Below are 21,882 nucleotides of genomic sequence, written 5' to 3'. Positions count from 1 at the left end.
CTAATACAACTCGGCCCCAAGTTGCCCCATGCCGGCCGCCGGCCCGGCGGCCTCAAAACACGCTGTTCTTTCCGCGTCCGGTGAATTGCAACCCAAGGCGGTTTGCGCGCCGGGTGAGGCGGATGGGCGAGTCGAATGAGGCGGAAAGCGTTTTGCCGGTGAGCGCCGTGGCGAGCGGGCCTTGCGCGATGATTTTCCCGGCGCGAAGCACGAGCGCGTGCGTGATGGCGGGCGTGATTTCCTCGACGTGATGCGTGACAAGGACGAGAGCCGGGCAGGCGCGCCGGCGGGCGAGCTTTTCGATGAAAGCGAGAAAGTGCTCGCGCGCCACGGGGTCGAGCCCGGAGCAGGGCTCGTCGAGGATGAGCAGGCGCGGGTTGGCCATGAGCGCGCGCGCGATGAGGATGCGCTGGCGCTCGCCCTGCGAAAGGTAGAGCCATTCGCGGCGCGCAAGGTGCCCGATGCCGGCGAAGCGGAGAAGCTTGAGCGCGGCGGTCTCGTCGGCGCGGGTGTTTTTTATCCAAAGGTCGAGCTGCGCGTATTTGCCGCTGATCACGGTTTCGATGGCGGGCTCGGCGGGCGGAATCGAGGCTTGGAGCGAGGTGGTGACAATGCCGATTTGCAGGCGCAGGTCGCGCCAGTCGCATTCGCCGTAGGTGTGGCCGAGCACGGAAACGTCGCCCGAAGTGGGCGAGATGTATCCGGTGAGCGCGCGCAGGAGCGAGGTTTTGCCGCAACCGTTGGGGCCGAGAATAACCCAGTGCTGTCCGCGCGCGACGCGCCACGCGATGTCGTCGAGAATGACGGTTTGCCCGCGCTCAAGGCGCAAGCCGGAGACTTCGAGAATGGGCGCGGTTTTCGCGGGCGTGGCGGCGGATTTTTTCATGTGAAACAAAACATGAAACATGGAGCGGCGCGGCGTGCCAAGCGCGGAGCGAGGAGCGTAAAACACAGGCCGGGGGATTGCGGCCGCGCACAATGCGGCTTGGCAGAGTGCGTTTCATTTGGGATACGTTTTTTGCATGAGCCTCCAACGCGATTATATTTTGCGGCTTCTCGACCAACTGCGGGAATTTCTTTCGCAAGTTGTGCGGCTGCGCGAGGCGGAGCGGCCGGATGACGCGATGATGGCGATCCTGCAGGCGCAGGAACGCTTGTTCGGGCGCAAGGCGGCGTTGTTCATGGGACTCGCGCCGGAGGAGCAGTTTCGCGCGCTGACATTCGGCGAGGCGGCGGACGAGGCGCGCGCAAAATGCCTGCTGCAAGCCGACCTGCTATCGGAAATGGCGCGGGTGTATGTTTACAAGGAACAACAGGCGCTGGCGCGCGGCGCGTGGCAGTATGCGCGGCAGTTGCTGGAGTTGACGGCGGAAAAATTTCCCGGCGCGGGAATCGATGAGCGGATCGTCGCCGCGCGACGCGAGATCACGCTGCTAAGATAAAAAACGGGGCGAGCGAATCGCGCGTCAGAATGGCGTGGCGTCGAGCTCCTTGTCGAACTTCTCGAGGAAATCCGCAAAGGCGCGATCATAGGCGCGCTGCCAGTTTTCATCACTTGCAACCTGGCCCTTGTTCATGCCATGGCCGCGTATAGTGACGCTTGCGGGCGAGCCCGCCCTTGTGAGCGTAATGGTGCAGACGACTTTGGCCTCGAAAGAAATCGTCCACATTCCCGGCGTGAACCACGCCCAAAATTCATCGACCGAAACCGACGCGGTCACGGGCGCGGAGCCATCGGTTGCGATTTTATAACCGCGTTTTTGAGCGCGGCCTCGACAAGGGCCTGGGCGCGCTGCGGGACGGATTCGTTGTTGGAGAGGGCGATGTCGCCCATCGCTTTTCCAAAGCCGTTGCGCTGGCGTCCGATCATTTTTGATTTTTGTTCGGGCGTCATGGTCGAAACATCGCCGTTGATTGAGGGCACTGACGCATCAAGCGGGTTGTTTTGAAATTCGCGATTGTCCGCAACCGAAGTGATCTGGATGGCACCCTTGTCAACGGCCCCCGGAGTGACCTGAGGAACGCCAAGGGAAACCGAACGCCGACCGGTAACACAGCCGCTGAGCAGGGCTACGCTGGTGAGTAACAAGACAATGAGGCACTTTTTCATAATATGGGGGTTGGGATTTGTTGGAGTTTCGATCGCGCATGGATTTATGCTCTCCACAAGCTGATAGCGTCAAGTGCGCTTCACCACATACCCGCAATATCGGATCCCAAAGAGGAGCAATCAACAACATGGATGCGGCGATGTTTTTTCAGGAAGTCCATTGCGCTTTATTTCCCGGAAAAAAACAGTTTCATGCGAAACATGAACATACCCCTGCGCATGTGCGTTGTTTTGGCCCTGATAGTTTTGCCAGTGAAAACATGCGGCGCGGAATTTGTCGCGCCGTCGGAGGAGGCGCGCGCAAGGGCTCTGGGTGATATTTCGGACGAGTCCGAACCGTTTCGAAAACTGCTTGCGGCGGATGCGGACTTTGAGGTCATTGCAAAGCCGGGGCCGAGCGACTGGCTGTCGCGCCACAAGGAACGCGGGCAAACTTTTCCGGATTACAAGCGGAGCAACGCCAACCGGCCCGACAACGCGCGCCGCGTGATTTATCTTTTTCCGATCGGAAAATTCGAGGAGGAAGCGAGCCCGTCGCTGGAGGCGTTGCGCGAATATGCGGCGGTGTTTTTTCAAATGGAGGTGCGAGTGCTTCCGGTTTTCGAGCCTGCGGAAGAGTTGTTCTCGCCGCGCATCAACAAATACAGCGGAAAACGGCAGATTCTCACGGGAAGCATCATGGCGTTTTTGCGCGAACTGCTGCCAAAGGACGCCTACTGCATGATCGGGGTGACAATGACGGATTTGCATCCGCAGGCGTCGTGGAATTTTGTATTCGGGCAGGCGTCACTGAGGGAACGCGTGGGCGTGTTCAGTTTCGCGAGGCATGATCCCGCGTTCTTCGGCATCGGGACGACGCAACGCCCGGCGGATTTCGAAAAGCGGATGTTGTGGCGAAGCTGTCACACACTCGCGCATGAGATCGCCCACATGTTTGGATTGTGGCACTGTGTTTATTATCAATGCCTGATAAACGGCTCGAACACGTTGGCCGAGGCGGACCGGCAGCCCCAGCATGCGTGCATAATCTGCCTCCGAAAACTGCGCGAGGCAATCCGCTTTGACCCCGTGAAACGCTACCGCGAACTGGAGGCCTTTTATCGCAAGCACAACATGACCGACGAAGCGGAATGGGTGAAAAGGCAATTGGCGAAGGTGAAGTGACACCAACCCAAAATCGAATGGCCTTTTTGAGGCATGTTTTGCCTGTGTGATTTGCGCGCCTATCCGATTACCGCGCCGCGGGCGCGCTGGCGGTAGGCGGCGGGTGTTTCGCTGAAGGCTTTTTTGAAGACGCGGGTGAAATAACTTTGGTCGCTGAAGCCGCAGGATTGGGCGATCTCGGCGACGGCGGCGTTGTCGCGGGCGAGGCGGCGACGGGCGTTGTCGAGGCGGATGCGGAGGAGCAGCCCGGTAAAGGTGGCCCCGGCGTGCTCTCGCATGAGGTGCGAAAAATGCCCGGGGGAAAGACCGGCGGCGCGGGCGACTTCGTCGCGTGTGAGGTCGTTGGCGTAGTGTTGCTCGATGTAGGCGACGGCGCGGGCGAGCTGCACGGCGTTGGGGTGCGCGGCGGGTGCGCCCATCGCGTCGATAAGCTGCTCGAGCATGTCGCAGAGCCAGCGCGAGAGGTCCTCCTGCGAATGCACGTCGGCGAGCTCGGTGAGCGAACGGTAGTTGAGGCCGAGGACTTTTTCGGGTTCGGCGCCGGCTTGCACCGCGGCGCGGGCCATCATGACGACGAGTTCGAGCGAGAGGGTTTTGAGCAGGCTGCGGCGTCCGGCGCCGCGCGCGTAGATGGCCGTGAGAATGCGGTTGATGATGCCGCGCGCCTCGGCGCGCTCGCCGCGCTGGATGGCGGCGAGAAGCGCGGGTTCCTCGTGGAGATAGGCGCTGCGGATTTCGTCGTAGAGGCGTTCCTTGAGGTCGTGCAGGGCCTCGGCGCGACCCGACTCGCGGCGCGCCGCAAGGCGGTTTTGCTCAAGGAGCGCGGTGTTGGTGAGGTTTTCCCGCGCGGCAAGATTGAGAAGGTCGTGACTGGCCGAGAGCAGGCTGCGGTCAAGCTCGCCTGCGGGGCCGTCGGGCTCAAGGGGGACGCCGGCGACGAGAAGCCCGCCGAGCATTTGCTGGTTGCGCATCACGGGCACGGCCCAGAGCGCGTTTCCACAAGGGCAGCACATGATGCAGGGATCGCCCCAGCGGAGGGTTTCCTCGAGCGCCTGCCGGAAAGAGACCGGGTGGGAAAGGGCGGAAGGATCGGCGGCGCGGGCGGTTTTTGTATCCGCACAATGGATACGACCGGCGAGAACCTCGCCGGCGGAGTCGATGGCGGCGAGGTTGAGGCCGTGCGCGCGCTTGTAGCGGGCGGCGAGTTTTTCAAACGCCTCCCGGGTGAGGATGCCAGGGAAGATATCGGAGGGAGAGGGCAAATTGTTCAGGCACGCGCCACGTTGAGTTTCCACGCGGCCGCGAGGCCGCGGAGGGTGAGATCGGGGATAACCTCGAAGGGAGTTTTGAGGCGGTCGCGCAAGAGGGCGGCGGAACCGCCGGTGCTGTAAATGCGCGGGTTTGTTTCGCCACGCTTGGCAAGGTCGGCGATCACGGTGTCGAGGAGCGCCTGGATCATCCCACCAAAACCAACCACGGTGCCGATGCGCATGGCCTCGATTGTGGACTGGCCGACGGCGCGGGTAACGTCGATTGATTCGTCGAGGAGGGGGAGTTGCGCGGTTTGCTCGTGGAGATAACGGCGCATGAGTTCGACGCCGGGGGCGATGATGCCGCCCTCGTATCCGTGCGCGCGGGTGATGATGTCGAAGGTGACCGCCGTGCCCATGTCGATAACGATGGCGGGGAGCTCGCCGAGAAGGCGCGCGGCGGCGGCATTGGCGAGGCGATCCTGCCCGATTTCCCCCGGGCGCGGATAAGTGATGGGAACGCCGAGTTTTTTGTCGTGCGTGAGGTGGAGCGCGGGAAGCGAAAACCTGTCGCGTGCGAGGACGCGGCGGAGCGCCTCGGTGGCGGCGGGAACAACGGAGCAGTAAGCGAGCCCGATGATTCCGGGCTGGCGCGCGAGGAGATCGGCGATTTTCGGGCCGATGCCGCTGGCAGCGTCCTCAAGGGTGCGCGTGGGCGTGTCGTATTGCGCGCGCGCGCCTTCGCCTTCGGCTACGACGCCGTAGTGCGTGTGGGTGTTGCCGATGTCGATGCAGAGAAGCATTTAGGGAAAGGCTGAAGGACTGAAGGGCTGAAAGGCTGAAAGAAAAACGGAAAAAACCAAACAACAATCTCTCTTGTTTTGTTTGCCGGTGTTGGGGCTTTCAGTCTTTCAGCCCTTCAGTCTTTTTCTCCAACGTGACTTCCCCGGCGCGGACTTTTTGGGGGCGGCCGGATTCGGGTTTCAGGATGAGCGAGCCTTCGGGGTCGATGCCGCCGGCGATGCCGGTGAGGCGTTCGTTGCCGGAGAGAATGGTGATGGGTTTGCCGCGCAGGAGATCGTGCTTTTTCCAAAGCGCGGCGAGGGTCGCCGCCGTGGCCTCGGGTTCGTCGATGAATTGCTCGTAGGCGTCGAGAATGCGCGTGATGAGCGCGGCGGTGAAGATGTTCATGTCGAGCGGGGCGCCGTCGTTTTGCTCAACGAGTGAAGTCGCAACGGGTCGAAGCTCGGCGGGCCAGCCGGCGGGCGCGCTGTTGATGTTAAGGCCGAGGCCGAAGATGAGGTCGCGTATCTGGTCGGCATCGATGCGAGCCTCCGTGAGCATGCCGCCGGCCTTGCGAGTGCCGAAAAGAAGGTCGTTGGGCCATTTGATGCCGGGAGTATTTTTCACGTGCGCCGTGACGAGATCGCAAATGTTGACGCCCATCCAGAGCGTGAAGGTTTGCATGTGCGAAGGCGTGGCGCGCGGACGAAAGGCGAAGGTGATATAAAGATTGCCGTTTTCCCTGCTGTGCCAGGGGCGGCCGAAACGTCCGCGTCCCTTGGTTTGGGCGCGGGAAATCACGATGAATGGCGTGGGGCAATTTGCGGCGAGCTGGCGCGTGGCCTCGTCGTTGGTGCTGTCGAGCGTTTCGTGAACGATGATGGTCGGCGTGTGTTTGCGCGGGCCGACTAGGATGCGCAGAAGCGCGGCATGGGGAGACTCGGGAAGGCTTGCGATGCGGTAGCCGACGTTGCGGATCGCCTCGAACTCGAATCCCTCGGCGCGGAGCTTCTGCAGATGCTGCCAAACCGCGACGCGCGTGATGCCGAGATTTTCGGCAAGGTGCTCGCCCGAAATGAAGCGCGCGCGGTCTTCGAGAAGCGCGCGGAGGATGCTGGTTTCAAGGTCGTGACCGGACATTGCGAGGATAGTTTTTCAGCTTTTCCAATCGAGGCCGATATCAACCCAGATGCTTTGGTGGACAAGCGCGCCGGTGGATACGAAGTCGAGCCCAAGCGCGGCGAGTTTGGGAAGTGTTTTCAAGGTGATGCCGCCACTGGCCTCGGTAAACGCGCGGCGGCCGACGAGGGCGACCGCACGCTTGAGCATGGCGGGGGTGAAGTTGTCGAGGAGGATGACGTCGGCGCCGGCATCGAGCACGGGCGGGATTTGGTCGAGACGGTCAACTTCCACTTCGACGGGAAGGCCGGTTTTCTTTGCGCGGGCGACGGCGGCGGCGAGCCCGTCGTTGGAGCCGAGGAGCGCGAGGTGGTTGTCCTTCAGCATGACGCGGTCGAAGAGACCGAGCCGGTGGTTCCAGCCGCCCCGCAAGCGACTGCGTATTTTTCGAGCATGCGGTAGCCGGGCGTGGTTTTGCGCGTGTCCAAAAGCCGGGTGCGCGACTTGCCGAGGGCGTCCGCATAGAGCCGGGTTTGCGTGGCGATGCCGGAGAATCGCTGGAGAAAATTGAGGATGATGCGTTCGGCGGCGAGGAGCGTGCGCGGATCGCCGGAGAGCGTGGCGAGCGTGCCGCCGGGGCGGATGCGGCTGCCGTCCCTGGCGCGAAGCTGGACGGAAACGCCGGAGCCATAGGCGGCGAGTATGACGGGCAGGAGCGGAAGTCCGCATGCGATGAGCTCCTGGCGGGCGACGAGATTTGCGGCGGCGGCGCGCGGCGCGGCGGCGATGCTGCCCGTGGAACGATCGCCGGTTTTGCGCGGACGTGCGCGCAGGCCGAGTCCGGCGAGGTCTTCGTCGCGGGCGATTTCGACCAGGCGGCGCAGATACGCGGGGTCGAGCTCGTCCCAAGCGAGCCGTTTGATGAGCGAGCGGGCGATAGCGGTGCGGTTGCGTTTCATGAGATGCGGCGGTAGGTGCCGAGGTAGTGTTGCGAGCCGGGTTTGGTCGCGAAGGTTTCCGGGGCGACGCCGTCCATGCCGAGGCAGGTGCGGAGGCGGTTGCCGACGAGCTGGTAGATGCCGCGAAGGGTCATCGAATTTTTGTCGGACGCGCGGCGGCCCTCAATGAGAATGTGTGTTTCCGTGAGCGAGTATGTGCCGTCGAATGACGTCTCACCGCCAAAGCGCACGGTGTAGTTGCCGTTGCGAAAAATGACTTCCGTTTTTTCGAGCACCATGTCGGGCGCGGCCTCGCCGGCGTATTCGAGGCGCACGGCAACCCAGACGCCCTCAATGGCGTGCGGCGCGGACGGCGGCGAATCTTGTGTTGATGGATGATGGCTCATCGTGACCGCACTATGCGGGGGGGCGCGCGCGATTCCAGTGTTTTTGTGGGAATGGTTTCGGGGCGGTCATTCCAGTCCGCGCGCCTCGAGGTCGTCCTCGTCCCAACCGAGGTAGTGCCCGAGTTCGTGCAAATAGGTGAGACGCACCTCGTCGCGAAAAATCGCCATGTCGCCCTCCGCATAATCATAGATGCTCTCCAAAAACAAAAGCACCTGGGCGGGCGCGACATTGCCCAGCCCCGGTTCGACACCGAGCGGATCGCCCACGAACAGGCCGAGGATATCCGGCTCAAACTCGTCGTCCAAAATCTCCTCGCCAGGCCAGTCGTGATACACGACCGGCAAATCGGCGGCATACTTCGCGACATCGGGCGGCAGCTTGCGCTGCGCCTTCGCAACGGTTTTTTCGGCCTCGGCCACGAGTTTGGAGAATAGGGACATGCGGCAATCTTATCAAAAAGCATCAAATGCCAAAAAACGAGCGGGCGTTTTGCGTGCTCACGCCGGCCAGTTCCTCCGCGGAAACGTTGAAAACTTTTCCCGCCGCGTATTCCGCCGTGTGCCGCACGAAGGCGGGTTCGTTGGGTTTTCCACGGTGCGGCTCGGGCGTGAGATAGGGCGCGTCCGTCTCGACCATAAAGCGCGAAAGCCCCTGCTCGCGCGCGGCTTCGCGCACAATTTCCGCGCTCTTGTAGGTGAGCACGCCGGTGAACGAGCCCCGCCCGCCGCGTTGCATGAGCTCGCGCATTTGCGGCGCGCCCTCGACAAAGCAGTGAAACACCACGCGAGTCCAATCAACGCCGCTTTCGTCAATCATCCGCACGCATTCGTCAAACGCGCCGCGCGAATGAATCACGACCGGGCACGCAAGACTGCGGGCGATTTCGAGCTGCGCGGCAAACGCGGCGCGCTGCCACGCGAAAATCCGGTTGGCGAGCGCCTCGTCGTTTTTCGGAAGATGAAAGCGGTCGAGCCCGCATTCGCCGAGCGCGACGGGAAGCGGATCGTTTTCATGGCGCGTCCAGAATTGCCCGATCTGCGAAACCTCCCGCTCCCAGTTCTCATCGACCGAGCACGGATGCAGCCCGGCCGAATAATGCACAAACCCGCGATGCGCGGCGGCGAGCGAACGGTAGAGCGCCCAGTCGTCGGTCGAGGTGCCGATGGTGATCATGGCGGAAAGCCCGGCCTCGCGCGCGTTCGCCAGCGCGGCGTCAAGCGTTCCCTTGCGGTGGAAGGATTCGAGATGTGTGTGCGTGTCGATGAGCATGGATTTTTAAAACAGGTGGCCCGATGGATATGCCGGCGTCACTTTAGATACAGCGGCGCGTAACGCTCCTCCAAATAACGCAGCAGCCATTTCGGCGAAAGCTCGCCGCCGGTTGCGTGGCGCACGAGTTCGAGCGTGTCGTGTTGCTTGCCTTGCGAGTGGATTTTTTCGCGCAGCCATTTCAACATCCACGAAAAATCTCCCCGGGCAAAATCATCCTCGAGCGCTGGACGCTCGGCCAGCGCGGAATACCAAAGCTGCGCGGCCACCATGTTGCCAATGCAGTAGCTCGGAAAATATCCAAACGACGCGGCGCTCCAATGCACGTCCTGCAAAACGCCCTCGCGGTCGTTTTGCGGCTCGAGCCCGAGGAGCTCCCTCGACGCGGCGTTCCACGCGCGCGGCAGGTCGGCGATGGCGAGCTCGCCGGAGAACAGTTTTTTCTCCAGCTCGAAGCGCAGAATGATGTGCAGGTTGTATGTGACCTCGTCGGCATCGACGCGGATGAGCGTTGGCTGCACGGCGTTGACCGCGAGGTAAAACTCGTCCGGCGAAATCGCGCGCATCTGCTCGGGGAACGCAGCGCGGAACCTGGGCTCGAACCAACGCCAGAAACCGCGGCTGCGGGCGACTTGATTTTCCCACAGGCGGCTTTGCGATTCATGCACGCCCATGCCCGCGGCCTGTCCGAGCGCGGTGTGGCGCACGCCGGCGGTCAACCCCTGCTCATAAATGCCGTGCCCTGCCTCGTGGATCGCGCTGAAAAGCGAATCGAGCGGGTTGTTTTCGTCGTAGCGCGTCGTCATGCGGATGTCGTCGCCCGTGCCCGAGCAAAACGGATGGATCGAAATGTCGATGCGGCCGTGATTGTAGTCGAACCCGATGCGCTCCGTGACATCGCGGAGAAACGCGTGCTGTTTCTCCACGGGAAATCCGCGCAAAAGATCGGGCCGCGCCTTCACCGGCGACTCGGTGATGCGGCGCACGAGCGGCGCCAAGCCGGCTTTCAGTTCACCGAAGAGCTTTTCGGTTACCGCCGCGTTCATGCCGGGATCGTGCTGGTCGATCATGTAATCGTAAGCCTCGGCGCCTGTGCCGCCATGCCCGAGATGCGCGGCTTCGCGCCGCACGAGCTCGATGTTTTTTTCCAGCATCGGCGCATAGGAGGCAAAGTCCGATTTCTCGCGCGCGGCGGCCCACGCATGATAAGCGCGACTGGTTTGCGCGGCTTTCTCGCGGACAAATTCGGCGGGAAGTTTTGTCGCGCGGTCATAATCGCGGCGCGCACAACGGATGATTGCGCGCCCGGGCGCGGTCAGTTTTTCGAACGCCTCCGGACTTTCGAGCGCGGCGAGTTGTTCGCCGATGCGCGGATCGCTCACCGCCGCATGCGCCGCCTCGGCCAGCGCGGAAAGCTGCTCCGCGCGATGCTCCGCCCCGCCGGGGGGAAGATAGACCTGCTCGTCCCAGCCGAGGAGCTCGGTAATCGTGAGAAACAAATGCGGGCGCTTGAGAAGCGAGGAAAGTTCATTGAGCGCGGAATCCGCGAATTGACCGTCGTTTTTCATGGAAAGCAGAAAAAACCGACGCCCCCGCCAAGCAAGCGCAAGAAACAAGGTCACCCCGCCGCCACCACGCGCACGTCCACGCCGGCGTCTTCCAGGGCGGTTTTGAAATGCTCCGGGATGCCGTCGTCGGTCACGAGCATGTCGATGTCCTCAAGCGATCCGATGCGGCCGAAACCTCGTTTGCCGAACTTCGACGAGTCCGCCAGCACCACCACTTGGGACGCCACTTGCATCATCTTCTGCGTGAGCGTGGCCTCCTCCACCGTGGAGGCGGTGACGCCATATTCAAGGTCCAGTCCGTCGACGCCGATGAACAATTTCGAGCAGACGAGGTTGGCGAGCCCGGAGGCGGAATAATCCCCGCGCACGGAAAGCGAGTTGTGATTCACGTTGCCGCCGAGTTGCAGCACGTCGATGTTCTCCTGCTCGCAGAGCAGCATGGACACGCGCAACGACAGCGTGACGACGTTCAGGTGGCGCACCGGTTTGAGCACCGCGGCAAAGGCCTCGACGGTCGAGCCGGAGCCGATGATCACCGAGTCGTCCTCCAAAATGTGCCGCGCCGCCTCCAGTCCGATCAGGCGCTTTTTTTCGCTGTTCAACTGCCCCTTCACTTTCACGTTCACGTCGCTCACGTGCGGGTTGGCTTTGCTGGCGCTGCCGTGCATGCGGTAGAGCATGCCTTTTCCCTCAAGCATCTTGAGGTCGTTGCGAATGGTGACTTTTGTCATGCCGAGACGCTCCGCGAGGTCCGTGACGCGCACGAATCCGTGCGTGTTGAGAAGGTCGAGAATATACTTATGTCTTTCGGCGATGCTTAACATGGGATGGTTGCTTTCGGGTTAACATCACGACGATGCCTTTTTCCCGGGTCCTTGAAAGAATGTTCTAAATTAAATCTCGCAATCCAATAGCCGCAAAAAGGCGCGGGAGGTGTGAAAAAATTTCATATCATAAAATGCATTTCTTTATTTTTGAGCCTTTTGCGCCTTTTTGCGGCTATTCCAATTTTGATTCTTTCCCTATCTTTTTTCGCCGGCTTCGGCGTTTTCAATGCGTTCCAGATCGCCGTAGCCGTCGGCCTTGGTGTTCCACATCAGCATGAGGATGCCCATGCCTATGAACGAGACGATGATCAGCGCCAAGTAGGTGTAATTCCATCCGTAGTGCTGGGCCACGTAACCGAAACCCACGCCCGAAATCATCGTGCTCGCGTAGCCGAACATGCTCTTGAATCCGTTGGCCGTGGCCGCGGCTTTTTTGGTCGCCTGGTTCGCGGCCGCGATGCCGATGAGCGCCTGCGGTCCGTAGATGCAGAATCCGGCGGCGCAGAGTGTCGCGTAATAAATCCACACGGGAATCCCCGGCTCGAGCCGCCAGAATATCGCCATGAAAATGGCCGTGCCCAGCATGCAGAACACGCAGGTGCGGTGCGCCCTGCCGCCGAGCCACCGGTCGGTGGCGTATCCCGCGAAAAGCATTCCCGCGATGCCCGCGATTTCGAACATGGCGACAAGCCAGCCCGCGTGCGCGAGGCTCACGCCCTTGGAATCGCTCAGGAGAAACGGCCCCCAGTCGAGCACCGCAAAGCGCACGATGTAGACAAAGAAATTGGCGAACGCGAGAATCCACATGATCGGATTGCCGAACACTTTTTTGCGAATCAGCAGCTTGGTTTCGGCGGACTGTTCTTTTTTGGTGGCGTTTTTCTTGACCTCGGTGCCCTCCAGTTCGGGCAGGCCGACGGACGCGGGCGTGTCGCGCAGCGTCATGAAGAGCGCCGCCGAGCCCGCCAGCGCGATCAGCCCGGGAATCCAGAAGCACCATCTCCACGCCCCGACGTGATTCGGCCCCTCGCCCATGTTGGTCATGATGTAGCCGCACATGATGACCACCAGGCCCGCGCCCACCGAGTGCGAGGTGTTCCAAATCGACATTTTTGTGGCGAGCTCCTTTGGCGGAATCCAATGGGTCAGCAATCGCGCGCAGGGCGGAAATCCCGCGCCCTGCAAGATGCCGTTGAGCACCCACATGAGGCCCAGAAAGAGCACGATTGTGCTGGTGAACTGCGCCCCGTCGCGCTCGCCCGTGAGGAAGGCCGCGACATCCGCCCCGAAGCCGAAAAATATGTTTACCGATGCGCACAGGAGGAGCCCGATCGACATATACCAGCGCGCGTTTTTGCGGTCCGCGAACATCCCGTTGACGAGTTGCGAGACGCCGTAGATCAGCCCGTTGAGCGTGAGGAAAATGCCAAGCTGGGTTTTGGTGACGCCGAGGTCGGCCTCGATGCCCGGCATGGCGAGCGAAAAGTTTTTGCGCACAAAATAGAACAGCGCGTAGCCAAACATCGTCCCTATCAGCGTGCGCGTCTGCCAGTATTTGAATCTCTGTTTTTGCTCGGGGGTCATTTCAATTTTTTTGGGGTTGGAAATTTTAACTCGTGGGGCGCACCTGGCGTGCGCCCTGGTTTGCGAAAAACTATTTGCGTGCGTTTCCACAAAGCGGACGAACGTTAGGGCGCACGCCAGGTGCGCCCCTACGAAACATGACGGCCGCTCGGCTCGATTTTTCATGCGGCGGCGGTCATTTGATTTCCCACACTCCGCCGGGGCCGAAGAGCCTGTCGAGCCAGCCGTCGAAAAACCGGCACCTGACGGCGACGTCGAGCACGTTTACGCGGCTCCGCATGTAGGGCACCTTGGTAAACGTCTCGCGCAGCTTGGCGCGCGAAATGCCGATCTGCTCCGGCTCATGTGCCGCGCCCACTTCGCGCAGGCGGCGTTTTATCTCCGCGAAGGGCAGTATTTGTTTTTCGAGCGCGGGTTTCAGCTCCGGCCATTTTTCCCGCAACGCCGACAACTGCGCGCGCAATTCCACGGGGGTCGCGTATTTGGCTTTTGTTTCGCCGATGCAGCGTCCGAGAAAACTTTCGTCGTTGTTGAAGACGCGCCGTATTTCCTTTTCGGTCTCGTCCCACGACGCCCAGGCGGCGACGCACGCGTCGATGTCGAGCGCGCCGACGGGCGCGGCGATCAGGAATTCGTGAAACGCGGTCGAGGCGAGCGTGCCGATGCCCACCTTGAATCCGTGCGAAACGCCCTGCCCGTTAAAAGTGTGATGCTCCATGTCCCACAGATGACTGAACTGGTGCTCGGCGCCGGACGCGGGACGGCTGGAGTGGTGCGCCTGCATGGCAAAACCGGCGAGCAGCAATCCCTCGACGAGCGGCTCCACGCGGTCCTCCCGTCCGTCGTTCACACCTTTCGGATCGCCCAATGCATTCAGCAACCCGTCCTGCACCATGTCGAAAGCGGGCTTGTTCATGGGCTCGGCCCCGATGGCGTCGGCGAGAATCCAGTCGGCGCCGGCGGGCACCTTGGCCAGCAAATCGGCGTATCCCGAAGCGGACATGTCGCTCGGCGCGGCGGCCACCACGCGGGTGTCGATAAGCATTCCGAGCGGCGCCGGACAATCGAAAGCCTGCTTCGAACCCTTGTAGGTGATCGACGACCCGTAAGCCGTGTAGCCGTCCATCGAGGCCGCCGTGCCGACGCACAAGTAACGCCGCCCGCAACGATGCGAGGCGACCTTGACGAGATCGTTGATCACACCCGAACCCACGGCAACGGGCACCGCGTCGGTGGCGTTGAGAATGCCCATAAGTTTCTCAACATAAGTCCATTCCGCATGTGGCTCCGGCGCTTGAAAGACAACGGGCTCGTCCTGTCCAATCCCCGCCTGCCGAAACGAATCAACAACCGCCTGCCCGGCAATCGGATAAGTGTTTGTATCCGCCATGACAAGCGCGCGTCTGCCGGGAAACAGCTCCGCGAACATCTCCGCTGTTTTGGGAAGCGCATCGCGGGCAATAATGAGCGCCTTGGTGTCGGTTGTGCGGGATAATGCGTTTTGTATTTTATTCATGGGTAATATATTCTGTTTTGGTAGGGCGACCCCTCCGGGTAAGCCGCTCACGATCTCGGCGCCCCCGGCGGGGTCGCCCTACCTTGGTTTCGTCCTACCTTAAAAATAGAGCACGGGAGGTATTCTTTTCGCGCTCAAATTTTTTCCTTTTTCATACTATTTAATAGTTAAATGGAAAAAATATTCACAAAAAACAAGAAAAATAAGGATTATTCTTTCCTTTTCTTTTCCTTTTGCTTTCTATTCTTGTGTTTCAGCGATTTAGCTTTCACCTCAACCCATTACTAGTTTATTCAAAAAATGTTGGAACATCTTAAAAAAGAAGTCCTTAAGGCAAATCTCGACCTCGTGAAATACGGGCTGGTCATTTTTACTTGGGGAAACGCCAGCGCGATCGACCGCGAGCGCGGATTAATTGTGATAAAACCCAGCGGTGTGGAATATGACGCGCTCTCCGCCGACGACATGGTGGTGGTGAACCTTGAAGGCAAAACCGTGGAAGGCGCGCTCAACCCCTCCTCGGACACACCCACGCACATCGAGTTATACAAGGCGTTCCCCGAAATAGGCGGAATCGTCCACACGCACTCCCGCCACGCCACCGCTTGGGCGCAGGCCAACATGGCGCTGCCTGTCATGGGCACGACGCACGCCGATTATTTCCACGGCCCGGTGCCCTGCACGCGCCCGATGCTCGCGCCCGAAGTCGAAACCGATTACGAAAAAAACACCGGCGCCGTGATCATCGAATGCTTTGAAAAGCGCAACCCCCTGCACACACCGGGCGTGCTCGTCTCCAATCACGGCCCCTTCACCTGGGGGCGGACGGCGGCGGAAGCCGTTCACAACAGCGTCGTGCTGGAGGAAATCGCCCGCATGGGACTCATCACCCGCCAGCTCAACGCGGAAATGCCGATGAACAACCTGCTCGTCGAAAAACACTACAACCGCAAACACGGGGCCGGCGCCTATTACGGCCAGAAAAAGAAACCGTGATTTCCCGCCGCCTCAGCGACCGCGCACGCCGCACTCCCCCGCCCCACCCCGCTTTATCCTTCCAACGCCTCCAACCCTCCAATCCAACATGAAAAAACTGCTTTCACTTTTATCATTATGCATGCTGACCGCCGCGGGCGCGGTGAACCTCGCGGCGCAACCCAAGATCGTTGCGCACAGGGGATTTTACGCCACTGAAGGCTCGTGGGAAAACACCATCTCCAGCCTCGCCAACGCCCAAAAGCTGGGAGTTTACGGAGTCGAGTTCGACGTCAACCTGACGGCGGACGACCAGCTCATAATATGCCACGGTCCCAAAATTCACGGCACCAAGCTCCATGCGCAAAAAAGCAAATTCGCAGACATACGCGCCGCCAAACTTCCCAACGGACTTCAAATACCGACGCTGCGCGAATTCTTCGAGCAAGGGAAAAAGTGCGCCGCAACCAAACTGATACTTGAGATAAAAATCCACTCGACGCCGAAGCGCGAAACGCAAGTCGTGGAGGCGATCCTGGCGCTCGCTCGCGAAATGGAGCTCGTGCCGCAGATCGAATTCATCTCGTTCAGCAAACACGTCTGCGACGAAGTGGTGCGGCTCCAACCCGGCGCGACGGTTGTCTACGTCAGCAGCAACATGAAAGCCATGAGCCCCGCGGAGGCAAAGGCGTTGGGTTACAAAGGACTTTCCTATCAACTCAACGTGATGATGAACCGCCCCGAAATCGTCCGCGAGGCCAACGAACTCGGCATCGAAACCACGCTCTGGATGGTCAATGATCGCGAACTAATCGACTGGGCCATTCGCCACGGCGTCACCTACGTTTCAACGGACAGCCCCGACAAAGCCAAGGCCTACCTCGAAGCGGTGGCGCGGTTCAAAGAGTAAAAAAATCGCCCGCTTTCCCCTCGCGCCGACACATGTCGGCACACATCGGCACATGTCGCTCCGCCGTCATGGTTACCCCCCCAATTTCACCTCGCCTCCGCCGGGGAAATTGGAATACTGACGCCTTCGCAAACTCACCCAAAAACCAACCTCCAACCGATATGAAAAAACTGCTTTTATTGTGCGCGTTTACCGCCGGCATGCTGAACCTCGCGGCGCAACCCAAGATCATCGCCCATCGTGGATTTTACACCACCGAAGGCTCGTGGGAAAACACCGTCTCGAGTTTGGCCAACGCCCAAAAACTGGGAACTCACGCGGCCGAACTCGACGTCAACATGACCGCTGACGACCAGCTCGTCGTGTGCCACGGCCCCAAGATTAACGGCACCGATCTGCACGCGCAAAAAAACAAGTTCGCGGAGATTCGCGCCGCCAGGCTGCCCAATGGAGACCAAGTGCCGACGCTGCGCGAAATCTTCGAGCAGGGTAAAAAAGGCCCCGCGACCAAAATGATAATCGAAATCAAAACCCATCCGACGCCGAAGCGCGAAACGCAGGTTGTGGAGGCGGTGTTGAAGCTCGCCCGCGAAATGGACGTCATCCCGCTGGTGGAAATCACCTCCTTCAGCAAACACATGTGCAGCGAAGTGGTCCGGCTCCAGCCCGGCATGCCGGTGATCTACCTCAGCAGCAGCCTGAAGGCGATGGGCCCCGCGGAAGCGAAGCAGCTTGGCTACACGGGCATTTCCTATCCCCTGAACGTGATGATGAACCGCCCGGAACTGATCAGCGAAGCCAACAAGCTCGGCATCGAAACCACCATCTGGCAGGCCAATGACCACGAGGTGGTGGACTGGGCGATCCGCCACGGAGTCACCTACGTTTCGTCGGACTATTCCAACAAGGTGAAAGCCTATCTCGACGCGGTGGCGCAGTTCAAAACAAAGCCATGACCGCGACGCGTCACTCGCTTATTTCGCACCGCACCCGCTGGTGATCTGCGCGGCAAACACAAGTCGCGACCCAACAAAAAACGCGAACCGGTTGATGCGGTTCGCGTTTTTTTGCGGTGAGTTTTTCACGAGCGGCGGGATGCCGCCTCCACTTTAACGATACTCTTCGTTTGTGACCGCGTTGATGATTTTGAAGTTTTCAACGTGGTAGTTGAGGTCGGCGCGGAAGGCGAGCTTCACGCCGTAGAGGCGTTCCATGCGCACGAGCAGCTCGGCGTCCTCGCTGCGGAGGCGTTCGAGGATGCTCGGGTGCACGAGCACGCGCAGCGAATACTCCTTGCCGTCGTTGCGGTTTTGCAGGCGGCGGACAATCGAGCTGAGCTTGCGCTGGAGCTCGACCGACATCGTCGTCGCGCTCTTCACAATGCCGCGACCGCGACAATACGGACAGTCGGTGTAAAGGTTGCTCGAAAGGGATTCCTGCTGGCGCTGGCGCGTCATTTGCATGATGCCGAGTTGCGAGATGGGGAGGATGTGGTTCTTCGCCTTGTCCTCCGACATGGCCTGCACCATTTTTTCGTAAACCGCGTTGCGATGGCGGCGCTCCTTCATGTCGATGAAGTCCATGATGATGAGGCCGCCAAGATTGCGGAGCCGGATCTGGCGCGCGATCTCCTGCGCGGCTTCGAGGTTCACGGCGTAGATGGTGTTCTTCTCGTCGCCGCCTCGGTTTTTGTGCGAGCCGGTGTTAACGTCGATGGCGATGAGCGCCTCGGTTTCGTCGATGATGATTTCACCGCCGCTGGGAAGCGGCACGCGGCGCTGGAAGGTTTGCTCAATCTGGCGCTCGATGTTGAAGCGCTCGAAGATCGGGATGTTGTCCTTGTAGAGCGCGATTTTCGAGCGGGAGCGCTTGCTGATTTGCGCGACGAGTGTCTGGATGCGCGAGTGATCCTCGGAACTGTCGACGAGCACGCGGTCCACCTCCTCGGTGAGAAAGTCACGCACGGTGCGCTCGACGAGATCGGGTTCCTGGTAGAGGCAGGACGGGGATTTTTCCGACTGCATCCTGGCTTGAATCTGCGACCAGGTTTTGAGGAGGATATGGAGGTCGCGAACGAAGTAGCGCGTCTTTTTGCCCTCGCCGGCGGTGCGCACGATCACGCTCATGCCCTCGGGGATGGTGAGCTCGTTGATCATGCGCTTGAGGCGCTGGCGCTCCTTGTTGTCCTCGATTTTGCGCGAGATGCCGCACTGGTCGGAATAGGGCATGAGCACAAGATAGCGGCCGGGAATGGCGAGGTTGGTCGTGGTGCGCGGGCCCTTGGTGCCGATGGGGCCCTTGGTGACCTGGATGACGATTTCGCTGCCGGGCGGGTAAAGGTTGGGAATGTCCTTTATGGTGGGCTCGGCGGGGCGCTGGGGCGCGTTTTTGCGCTTGTTGACGCGGACAACCTCGACGGAGGAGTCGGCGGCGGCGGGAAGCATGTCCCAGTAATGGAGGAAGGCGTTTTTGGAATAGCCTATGTCCACGAAGGCGGCCTTGAGACCGGGGTCGAGGTTTTTGATTCGGCCCTTGTAGATGCCGCCGACCATGCGGTTGTCGGAGTCGCGCTCGATCTCGAATTTTTCGAGCGTGCCGTCAACGAGCAGGGCGACACGTTTTTCGAGCGGCTCGGAGTTGATGATGAGCTCGCGGAAGGTGGTTTTTTCCTTTCGGAACACGGAGAGGATTTTCTGGAGGATCGGGCGATCCTTGGCTCGTTCCTTCGCCCCGGCCTTGAGTTCGGCGGGGCTGACGGGGTCAACTTGCGTTTGCGGAGGCGGGTTGACGAGCTCCTCGTCGTATTTCTGGAGTGCGGCGGCCGGGGTTTGCTGGCGCGGCGCGTTGGAGTCGCCGGAGTTTCCCGGCGAGGGAGTTTGTGATTGGTCGCTCATGGCGTATGTATGGGCGAAAAGGACTGAAGTTCTGAAGGCTGAAGGCTGAAAAAATCGGGCGGCGTTGGGAGCGCGCGCCTGCTTGTTTCAGGCTTTCAGCTTTTCGGGCTTTCAGGCTTTTTCTTTTGTTGTGTGTGGTGGTGGTGTCGGCGGCCCCAATACGCGGTGGTTGCGGCGCAGGAAATCCCGGCAGGGCGGTCAGTATCGCGAGGCTGGATTTTTCAGATTTCATGAAAAATCCCTCCTAAAACGATAGACGCTCTGGACCAGTCCTTGCAGCAAGCAGCAACAAAGCAAAAAGGAGCCTCCGTAGCTAATGAAGGGAAGCGGTATGCCCGTGATGGGCACCAGTCCGATGGACATGGCAATGTTCACAAACACATGCACCGTGAAGAACATCGTCACGCCGATGGCGATCAGGGTTCCGAAGCGGTCCCTTGCGAGACCCGCGATGCGTATGCTGTTGAACAGGATCAATCCGAACAGACTAATAACCGTAAGACTTCCCAAAAATCCTGTTTCCTCGGCGATGACCGAGACAATAAAATCGTTATGCGAAACGGCGGTGGGCAGGTAACCGAGCTTGGCCTGCGTGCCTTGGCGCCAGCCCTTGCCGGTGAGCCCGCCCGTGCCGATTGAGATGAGAGATTGGTTGAGGTTGTAAGAATCGCCGGTGCCCGCCTGGTCGATGATGTTGGGCGCGGCGAAGGCAAGGATGCGGTTGCGCTGATACCCGCGGAAAGGCAACGGAGAGCGCTTGTTGTAAAGATCGCGCTGTTCGCTGTTTTGATACGAGTAGCCGTTTTCCTGCATGAAATTCACATAACATGCGGTGTCCCATGCGACCACGCCCACAAGAAGCACAAACGCGCCCAGCACCACCGCGAAAAAGCGGAGCGAAAGGCGGGAGACGTAAAGCATGGCGAAAATCACGGGAGGAAGGACAATGGCCGATTTGATATCAGGCTGCAGAAAGATCAAGAAGATGGGCACGCCCGCCGCAAGTGCCAATTTGCCAAGCACTCCGAGCGAATCGAACACATTGCCTATTTTCGAACGCGCGAGAATGCCCGCCGACATAAGGAGAACGGCAATTTTGGCCGTCTCGGAAGGCTGGAATTTAAAAAAGCCAAAATTAATCCAGCGCTGCGCCCCAAACTGCGAATCGCCGATGCCGGGCACGAGCACCAGCACCAACGGCACAAGCGCGGCGATGTAAATCCAGTGCACATAACTGAGCCAGATTCGGTAATCGATGAGCGACACCACCACATAGACGGCGATGCCCAGAACCCAAAAAATGCACTGCGCCTTCCACGCCGTGCCGTGCCGCTCGAGCTGCGCGCTGTAAATAAACATCACCCCCGCCACGCCAAGCACCAGCATCGCCGCGGGCGTGAACACGTCGAACCGCGCCTGCGTCTTGATCTTGAAGGCGCTGAACCAGTCGAGCAACGAAATGCGTGTCTTGGCTACCATGCGGACGGGATGGAATGCGGAACTCGGAATGCGGAGTGCGGAATGAAAAACGTGAGATAAGGAATGAAAGGGCACAAAAAACCACATCGCACCAATGCGCGAAAGAGCAAAAAGCGAACCGCGACGGTTATTTTTTTCGAATTCGGACGCCGGAAAGATGTCGGATTCTCAATGTGTGTGACATTCGGCATCACCATCAGATTGGCGTTCTCAAGCCACCAAAAACGACAAAATATAACCTGCCCCTTTTTTCAACCATCATTGGGGCTTCGACGACCCGGCGCACACGGTCGACACAGAGGATGAAATCCTCGCCGAGTTCCGGCGCGTGCGCGATGAGATCAAGCTCGTATTCACCGCGTATGCGGCTGGGTTGAGGGAGGGGCGGTTTATCGCGCCGTCAGAATGAGATAGACGCCGCCGAGAATCACGAGGACGCCGCAGGCGCGGCGCAGCCAGCGTCCGCCGGGAGCGTCGTTTTGCCACGAGAGGAGTTTTTGCACCCACGCGCTCGACGTGCCCGCCAGCGCGATGACGGCGCAGTGGCCAAGCCCGAAAAGCAGCAGCACGCCGTAGGCAAAAACCGGGGCCGTCGCCGCCATGCCAAACGTGACGCCGAGCACCGGCGCCATGAAACCAAACGTGCACGGACCGAGCGCGACGCCGAATATGAAGCCGAACAAAAACGCGCCGAGCGGGCCGCGTCGCGGATTGTTGGGCGCGGCTTGCAACGCGGCCGGCAGCGGGATGACTCCGAGCAGGTGCAGTCCGAATATGAAAAACACGGCCGCGACGATGTAGTTTCCCCACACGCCGAGATCGCCGAGCATGCGACCGGCAGCGGCCGTCAGGATTCCGATAAGTGCGATGGAGCAGAGTATGCCAAACGCAAACAGCGTGGACAGCCCGGCGGCGCGCCCGGCCGAAACACGTTTGCCTCCCTGAAGGAAGCCGACGATGAGCGGGATGCTCGCGAGGTGGCACGGGCTGAGGATGATGCTCAACACGCCCCACGCAAACGCGGCAGCGAGCGCGACGAGCGGCGCGCCGCCCATCGCGGAGGTCAGGGTTTCGAAAAGGGTGTCCAT

At 60.3% G+C, this 21,882-nt stretch carries 21 protein-coding genes and 1 pseudogene; 5 read left to right on the top strand and 17 right to left on the bottom strand.

The genetic code is table 11. The features are described from left to right. Nucleotides 1-52 precede the first annotated feature (52 nt). Nucleotides 53-886 carry an ABC transporter ATP-binding protein gene (locus CKA38_RS05610; protein WP_108826437.1) on the bottom strand — a complete coding sequence of 278 codons (834 nt, stop codon included), beginning with the start codon at nt 884-886 and terminating at the stop codon, nt 53-55. Between the two features lie 136 nt (nt 887-1,022). On the opposite strand from CKA38_RS05610, the gene CKA38_RS05605 reads away from it, so the two are divergent. Continuing rightward, a complete protein-coding gene (locus CKA38_RS05605; RefSeq protein ID WP_108824613.1) occupies nt 1,023-1,442 on the top strand; it encodes a hypothetical protein in 420 nt (139 codons plus the stop codon). A 24-nt stretch (nt 1,443-1,466) separates the two neighbouring features. On the opposite strand, the gene CKA38_RS16320 is transcribed toward CKA38_RS05605, so the two are convergent. Together CKA38_RS16320 and CKA38_RS16315 are read right to left on the bottom strand one after the other, a co-directional pair. Then, the gene (locus CKA38_RS16320; RefSeq protein WP_236919175.1) at nt 1,467-1,721 is read right to left on the bottom strand and encodes a hypothetical protein; all 255 of its coding nucleotides are present in this window, start codon (nt 1,719-1,721) and stop codon (nt 1,467-1,469) included. Continuing rightward, nucleotides 1,718-2,110 carry a YajG family lipoprotein gene (locus CKA38_RS16315; protein ID WP_236919174.1) on the bottom strand — a complete coding sequence of 131 codons (393 nt, stop codon included), beginning with the start codon at nt 2,108-2,110 and terminating at the stop codon, nt 1,718-1,720. Before CKA38_RS16315 ends, CKA38_RS16320 begins: the two co-directional genes overlap by 4 nt. Nucleotides 2,111-2,362: 252 nt before the next feature. On the opposite strand from CKA38_RS16315, the gene CKA38_RS05595 reads away from it, so the two are divergent. After that, nucleotides 2,363-3,274: an archaemetzincin gene (locus CKA38_RS05595; protein WP_161554755.1), complete on the top strand. Its 912-nt coding sequence runs from the start codon at nt 2,363-2,365 to the stop codon at nt 3,272-3,274. A gap of 59 nt (nt 3,275-3,333) precedes the next feature. Here CKA38_RS05595 and CKA38_RS05590 read toward each other — a convergent pair whose 3' ends face one another. The 11 genes and pseudogenes from CKA38_RS05590 to CKA38_RS05540 all read right to left on the bottom strand — a co-directional run bounded on the left by CKA38_RS05590 (nt 3,334) and on the right by CKA38_RS05540 (nt 14,536). After that, entirely contained in the window at nt 3,334-4,569 is a 1,236-nt protein-coding gene (locus CKA38_RS05590; RefSeq protein WP_108824610.1) for a helix-turn-helix domain-containing protein, read from the bottom strand. Next, nucleotides 4,542-5,327 (bottom strand): type III pantothenate kinase, encoded by a 786-nt coding sequence (locus tag CKA38_RS05585; RefSeq protein WP_108824609.1) that lies wholly within the window; start codon nt 5,325-5,327, stop codon nt 4,542-4,544. The genes CKA38_RS05590 and CKA38_RS05585 overlap by 28 nt, the downstream gene beginning before the upstream one ends. 100 nt (nt 5,328-5,427) lie before the next feature. Next, nucleotides 5,428-6,447 (bottom strand): biotin--[acetyl-CoA-carboxylase] ligase, encoded by a 1,020-nt coding sequence (locus tag CKA38_RS05580; protein ID WP_108824608.1) that lies wholly within the window; start codon nt 6,445-6,447, stop codon nt 5,428-5,430. A 15-nt stretch (nt 6,448-6,462) separates the two neighbouring features. After that, a pseudogene (nadC, locus tag CKA38_RS05575) lies at nt 6,463-7,385 on the bottom strand (carboxylating nicotinate-nucleotide diphosphorylase). Continuing rightward, nucleotides 7,382-7,771: a hypothetical protein gene (locus CKA38_RS05570; protein ID WP_108824607.1), complete on the bottom strand. Its 390-nt coding sequence runs from the start codon at nt 7,769-7,771 to the stop codon at nt 7,382-7,384. Before CKA38_RS05570 ends, nadC begins: the two are co-directional and overlap by 4 nt. A gap of 66 nt (nt 7,772-7,837) precedes the next feature. Continuing rightward, the gene (locus CKA38_RS05565; protein ID WP_108824606.1) at nt 7,838-8,212 is read right to left on the bottom strand and encodes a metallopeptidase family protein; all 375 of its coding nucleotides are present in this window, start codon (nt 8,210-8,212) and stop codon (nt 7,838-7,840) included. A 22-nt stretch (nt 8,213-8,234) separates the two neighbouring features. Next, entirely contained in the window at nt 8,235-9,041 is an 807-nt protein-coding gene (locus CKA38_RS05560; protein ID WP_108824605.1) for a TatD family hydrolase, read from the bottom strand. A 38-nt stretch (nt 9,042-9,079) separates the two neighbouring features. Further along, on the bottom strand, nt 9,080-10,609 hold the full coding sequence (locus CKA38_RS05555; protein ID WP_108824604.1) for a carboxypeptidase M32: 1,530 nt from the start codon (nt 10,607-10,609) through the stop codon (nt 9,080-9,082). A 50-nt stretch (nt 10,610-10,659) separates the two neighbouring features. Next, nucleotides 10,660-11,433 carry a DeoR/GlpR family DNA-binding transcription regulator gene (locus CKA38_RS05550; RefSeq protein ID WP_108824603.1) on the bottom strand — a complete coding sequence of 258 codons (774 nt, stop codon included), beginning with the start codon at nt 11,431-11,433 and terminating at the stop codon, nt 10,660-10,662. 198 nt (nt 11,434-11,631) lie between these two features. Further along, entirely contained in the window at nt 11,632-13,020 is a 1,389-nt protein-coding gene (locus CKA38_RS05545) for an MFS transporter (RefSeq protein ID WP_108824602.1), read from the bottom strand. 175 nt (nt 13,021-13,195) lie between these two features. Further along, nucleotides 13,196-14,536, bottom strand: coding sequence for a sn-glycerol-1-phosphate dehydrogenase (locus CKA38_RS05540; RefSeq protein ID WP_108824601.1), 1,341 nt, complete (start codon nt 14,534-14,536; stop codon nt 13,196-13,198). A 300-nt stretch (nt 14,537-14,836) separates the two neighbouring features. Between CKA38_RS05540 and CKA38_RS05535 the strand changes: the two genes are divergently transcribed. From CKA38_RS05535 to CKA38_RS05525, 3 genes are all read left to right on the top strand, one after another. Then, the gene (locus CKA38_RS05535; protein WP_108824600.1) at nt 14,837-15,532 is read left to right on the top strand and encodes an L-ribulose-5-phosphate 4-epimerase; all 696 of its coding nucleotides are present in this window, start codon (nt 14,837-14,839) and stop codon (nt 15,530-15,532) included. 88 nt (nt 15,533-15,620) lie between these two features. After that, the gene (locus tag CKA38_RS05530; RefSeq protein ID WP_108824599.1) at nt 15,621-16,421 is read left to right on the top strand and encodes a glycerophosphodiester phosphodiesterase; all 801 of its coding nucleotides are present in this window, start codon (nt 15,621-15,623) and stop codon (nt 16,419-16,421) included. A gap of 161 nt (nt 16,422-16,582) precedes the next feature. Beyond that, nucleotides 16,583-17,377, top strand: coding sequence for a glycerophosphodiester phosphodiesterase (locus tag CKA38_RS05525; RefSeq protein WP_108824598.1), 795 nt, complete (start codon nt 16,583-16,585; stop codon nt 17,375-17,377). Nucleotides 17,378-17,530: 153 nt separating this feature from the next. On the opposite strand, the gene CKA38_RS05520 is transcribed toward CKA38_RS05525, so the two are convergent. From CKA38_RS05520 to CKA38_RS05505, 3 genes are all read right to left on the bottom strand, one after another. Beyond that, nucleotides 17,531-19,315: an Rne/Rng family ribonuclease gene (locus CKA38_RS05520; RefSeq protein ID WP_108824597.1), complete on the bottom strand. Its 1,785-nt coding sequence runs from the start codon at nt 19,313-19,315 to the stop codon at nt 17,531-17,533. Nucleotides 19,316-19,543: 228 nt separating this feature from the next. Continuing rightward, nucleotides 19,544-20,794, bottom strand: coding sequence for an FtsW/RodA/SpoVE family cell cycle protein (locus tag CKA38_RS05515; RefSeq protein ID WP_202863968.1), 1,251 nt, complete (start codon nt 20,792-20,794; stop codon nt 19,544-19,546). Nucleotides 20,795-21,183: 389 nt separating this feature from the next. Next, the gene (locus tag CKA38_RS05505) at nt 21,184-21,882 is read right to left on the bottom strand and encodes a cytochrome c biogenesis CcdA family protein (RefSeq protein ID WP_108824595.1); all 699 of its coding nucleotides are present in this window, start codon (nt 21,880-21,882) and stop codon (nt 21,184-21,186) included.

The sequence above is a fragment of the Ereboglobus luteus genome (assembly GCF_003096195.1).
Classification (GTDB): Bacteria; Verrucomicrobiota; Verrucomicrobiia; order Opitutales; family Opitutaceae; genus Ereboglobus; species Ereboglobus luteus.
This window is presented reverse-complemented; position numbering and strand designations above follow the sequence as displayed.

Bases quoted from the DNA above. Each gene is read 5' to 3' on its own strand.
- CKA38_RS05610 (WP_108826437.1), bottom strand. From the start codon at position 886: ATGAAAAAATCCGCCGCCACGCCCGCGAAAACCGCGCCCATTCTCGAA.
- CKA38_RS05605 (WP_108824613.1), top strand. From the start codon at position 1,023: ATGAGCCTCCAACGCGATTATATTTTGCGGCTTCTCGACCAACTGCGG.
- CKA38_RS16315 (WP_236919174.1), bottom strand. From the start codon at position 2,110: ATGAAAAAGTGCCTCATTGTCTTGTTACTCACCAGCGTAGCCCTGCTC.
- CKA38_RS05585 (WP_108824609.1), bottom strand. From the start codon at position 5,327: ATGCTTCTCTGCATCGACATCGGCAACACCCACACGCACTACGGCGTC.
- CKA38_RS05580 (WP_108824608.1), bottom strand. From the start codon at position 6,447: ATGTCCGGTCACGACCTTGAAACCAGCATCCTCCGCGCGCTTCTCGAA.
- CKA38_RS05570 (WP_108824607.1), bottom strand. From the start codon at position 7,771: ATGAGCCATCATCCATCAACACAAGATTCGCCGCCGTCCGCGCCGCAC.
- CKA38_RS05565 (WP_108824606.1), bottom strand. From the start codon at position 8,212: ATGTCCCTATTCTCCAAACTCGTGGCCGAGGCCGAAAAAACCGTTGCG.
- CKA38_RS05560 (WP_108824605.1), bottom strand. From the start codon at position 9,041: ATGCTCATCGACACGCACACACATCTCGAATCCTTCCACCGCAAGGGA.
- CKA38_RS05555 (WP_108824604.1), bottom strand. From the start codon at position 10,609: ATGAAAAACGACGGTCAATTCGCGGATTCCGCGCTCAATGAACTTTCC.
- CKA38_RS05550 (WP_108824603.1), bottom strand. From the start codon at position 11,433: ATGTTAAGCATCGCCGAAAGACATAAGTATATTCTCGACCTTCTCAAC.
- CKA38_RS05545 (WP_108824602.1), bottom strand. From the start codon at position 13,020: ATGACCCCCGAGCAAAAACAGAGATTCAAATACTGGCAGACGCGCACG.
- CKA38_RS05540 (WP_108824601.1), bottom strand. From the start codon at position 14,536: ATGAATAAAATACAAAACGCATTATCCCGCACAACCGACACCAAGGCG.
- CKA38_RS05535 (WP_108824600.1), top strand. From the start codon at position 14,837: ATGTTGGAACATCTTAAAAAAGAAGTCCTTAAGGCAAATCTCGACCTC.
- CKA38_RS05530 (WP_108824599.1), top strand. From the start codon at position 15,621: ATGAAAAAACTGCTTTCACTTTTATCATTATGCATGCTGACCGCCGCG.
- CKA38_RS05525 (WP_108824598.1), top strand. From the start codon at position 16,583: ATGAAAAAACTGCTTTTATTGTGCGCGTTTACCGCCGGCATGCTGAAC.
- CKA38_RS05520 (WP_108824597.1), bottom strand. From the start codon at position 19,315: ATGAGCGACCAATCACAAACTCCCTCGCCGGGAAACTCCGGCGACTCC.
- CKA38_RS05515 (WP_202863968.1), bottom strand. From the start codon at position 20,794: ATGGTAGCCAAGACACGCATTTCGTTGCTCGACTGGTTCAGCGCCTTC.
- CKA38_RS05505 (WP_108824595.1), bottom strand. From the start codon at position 21,882: ATGGACACCCTTTTCGAAACCCTGACCTCCGCGATGGGCGGCGCGCCG.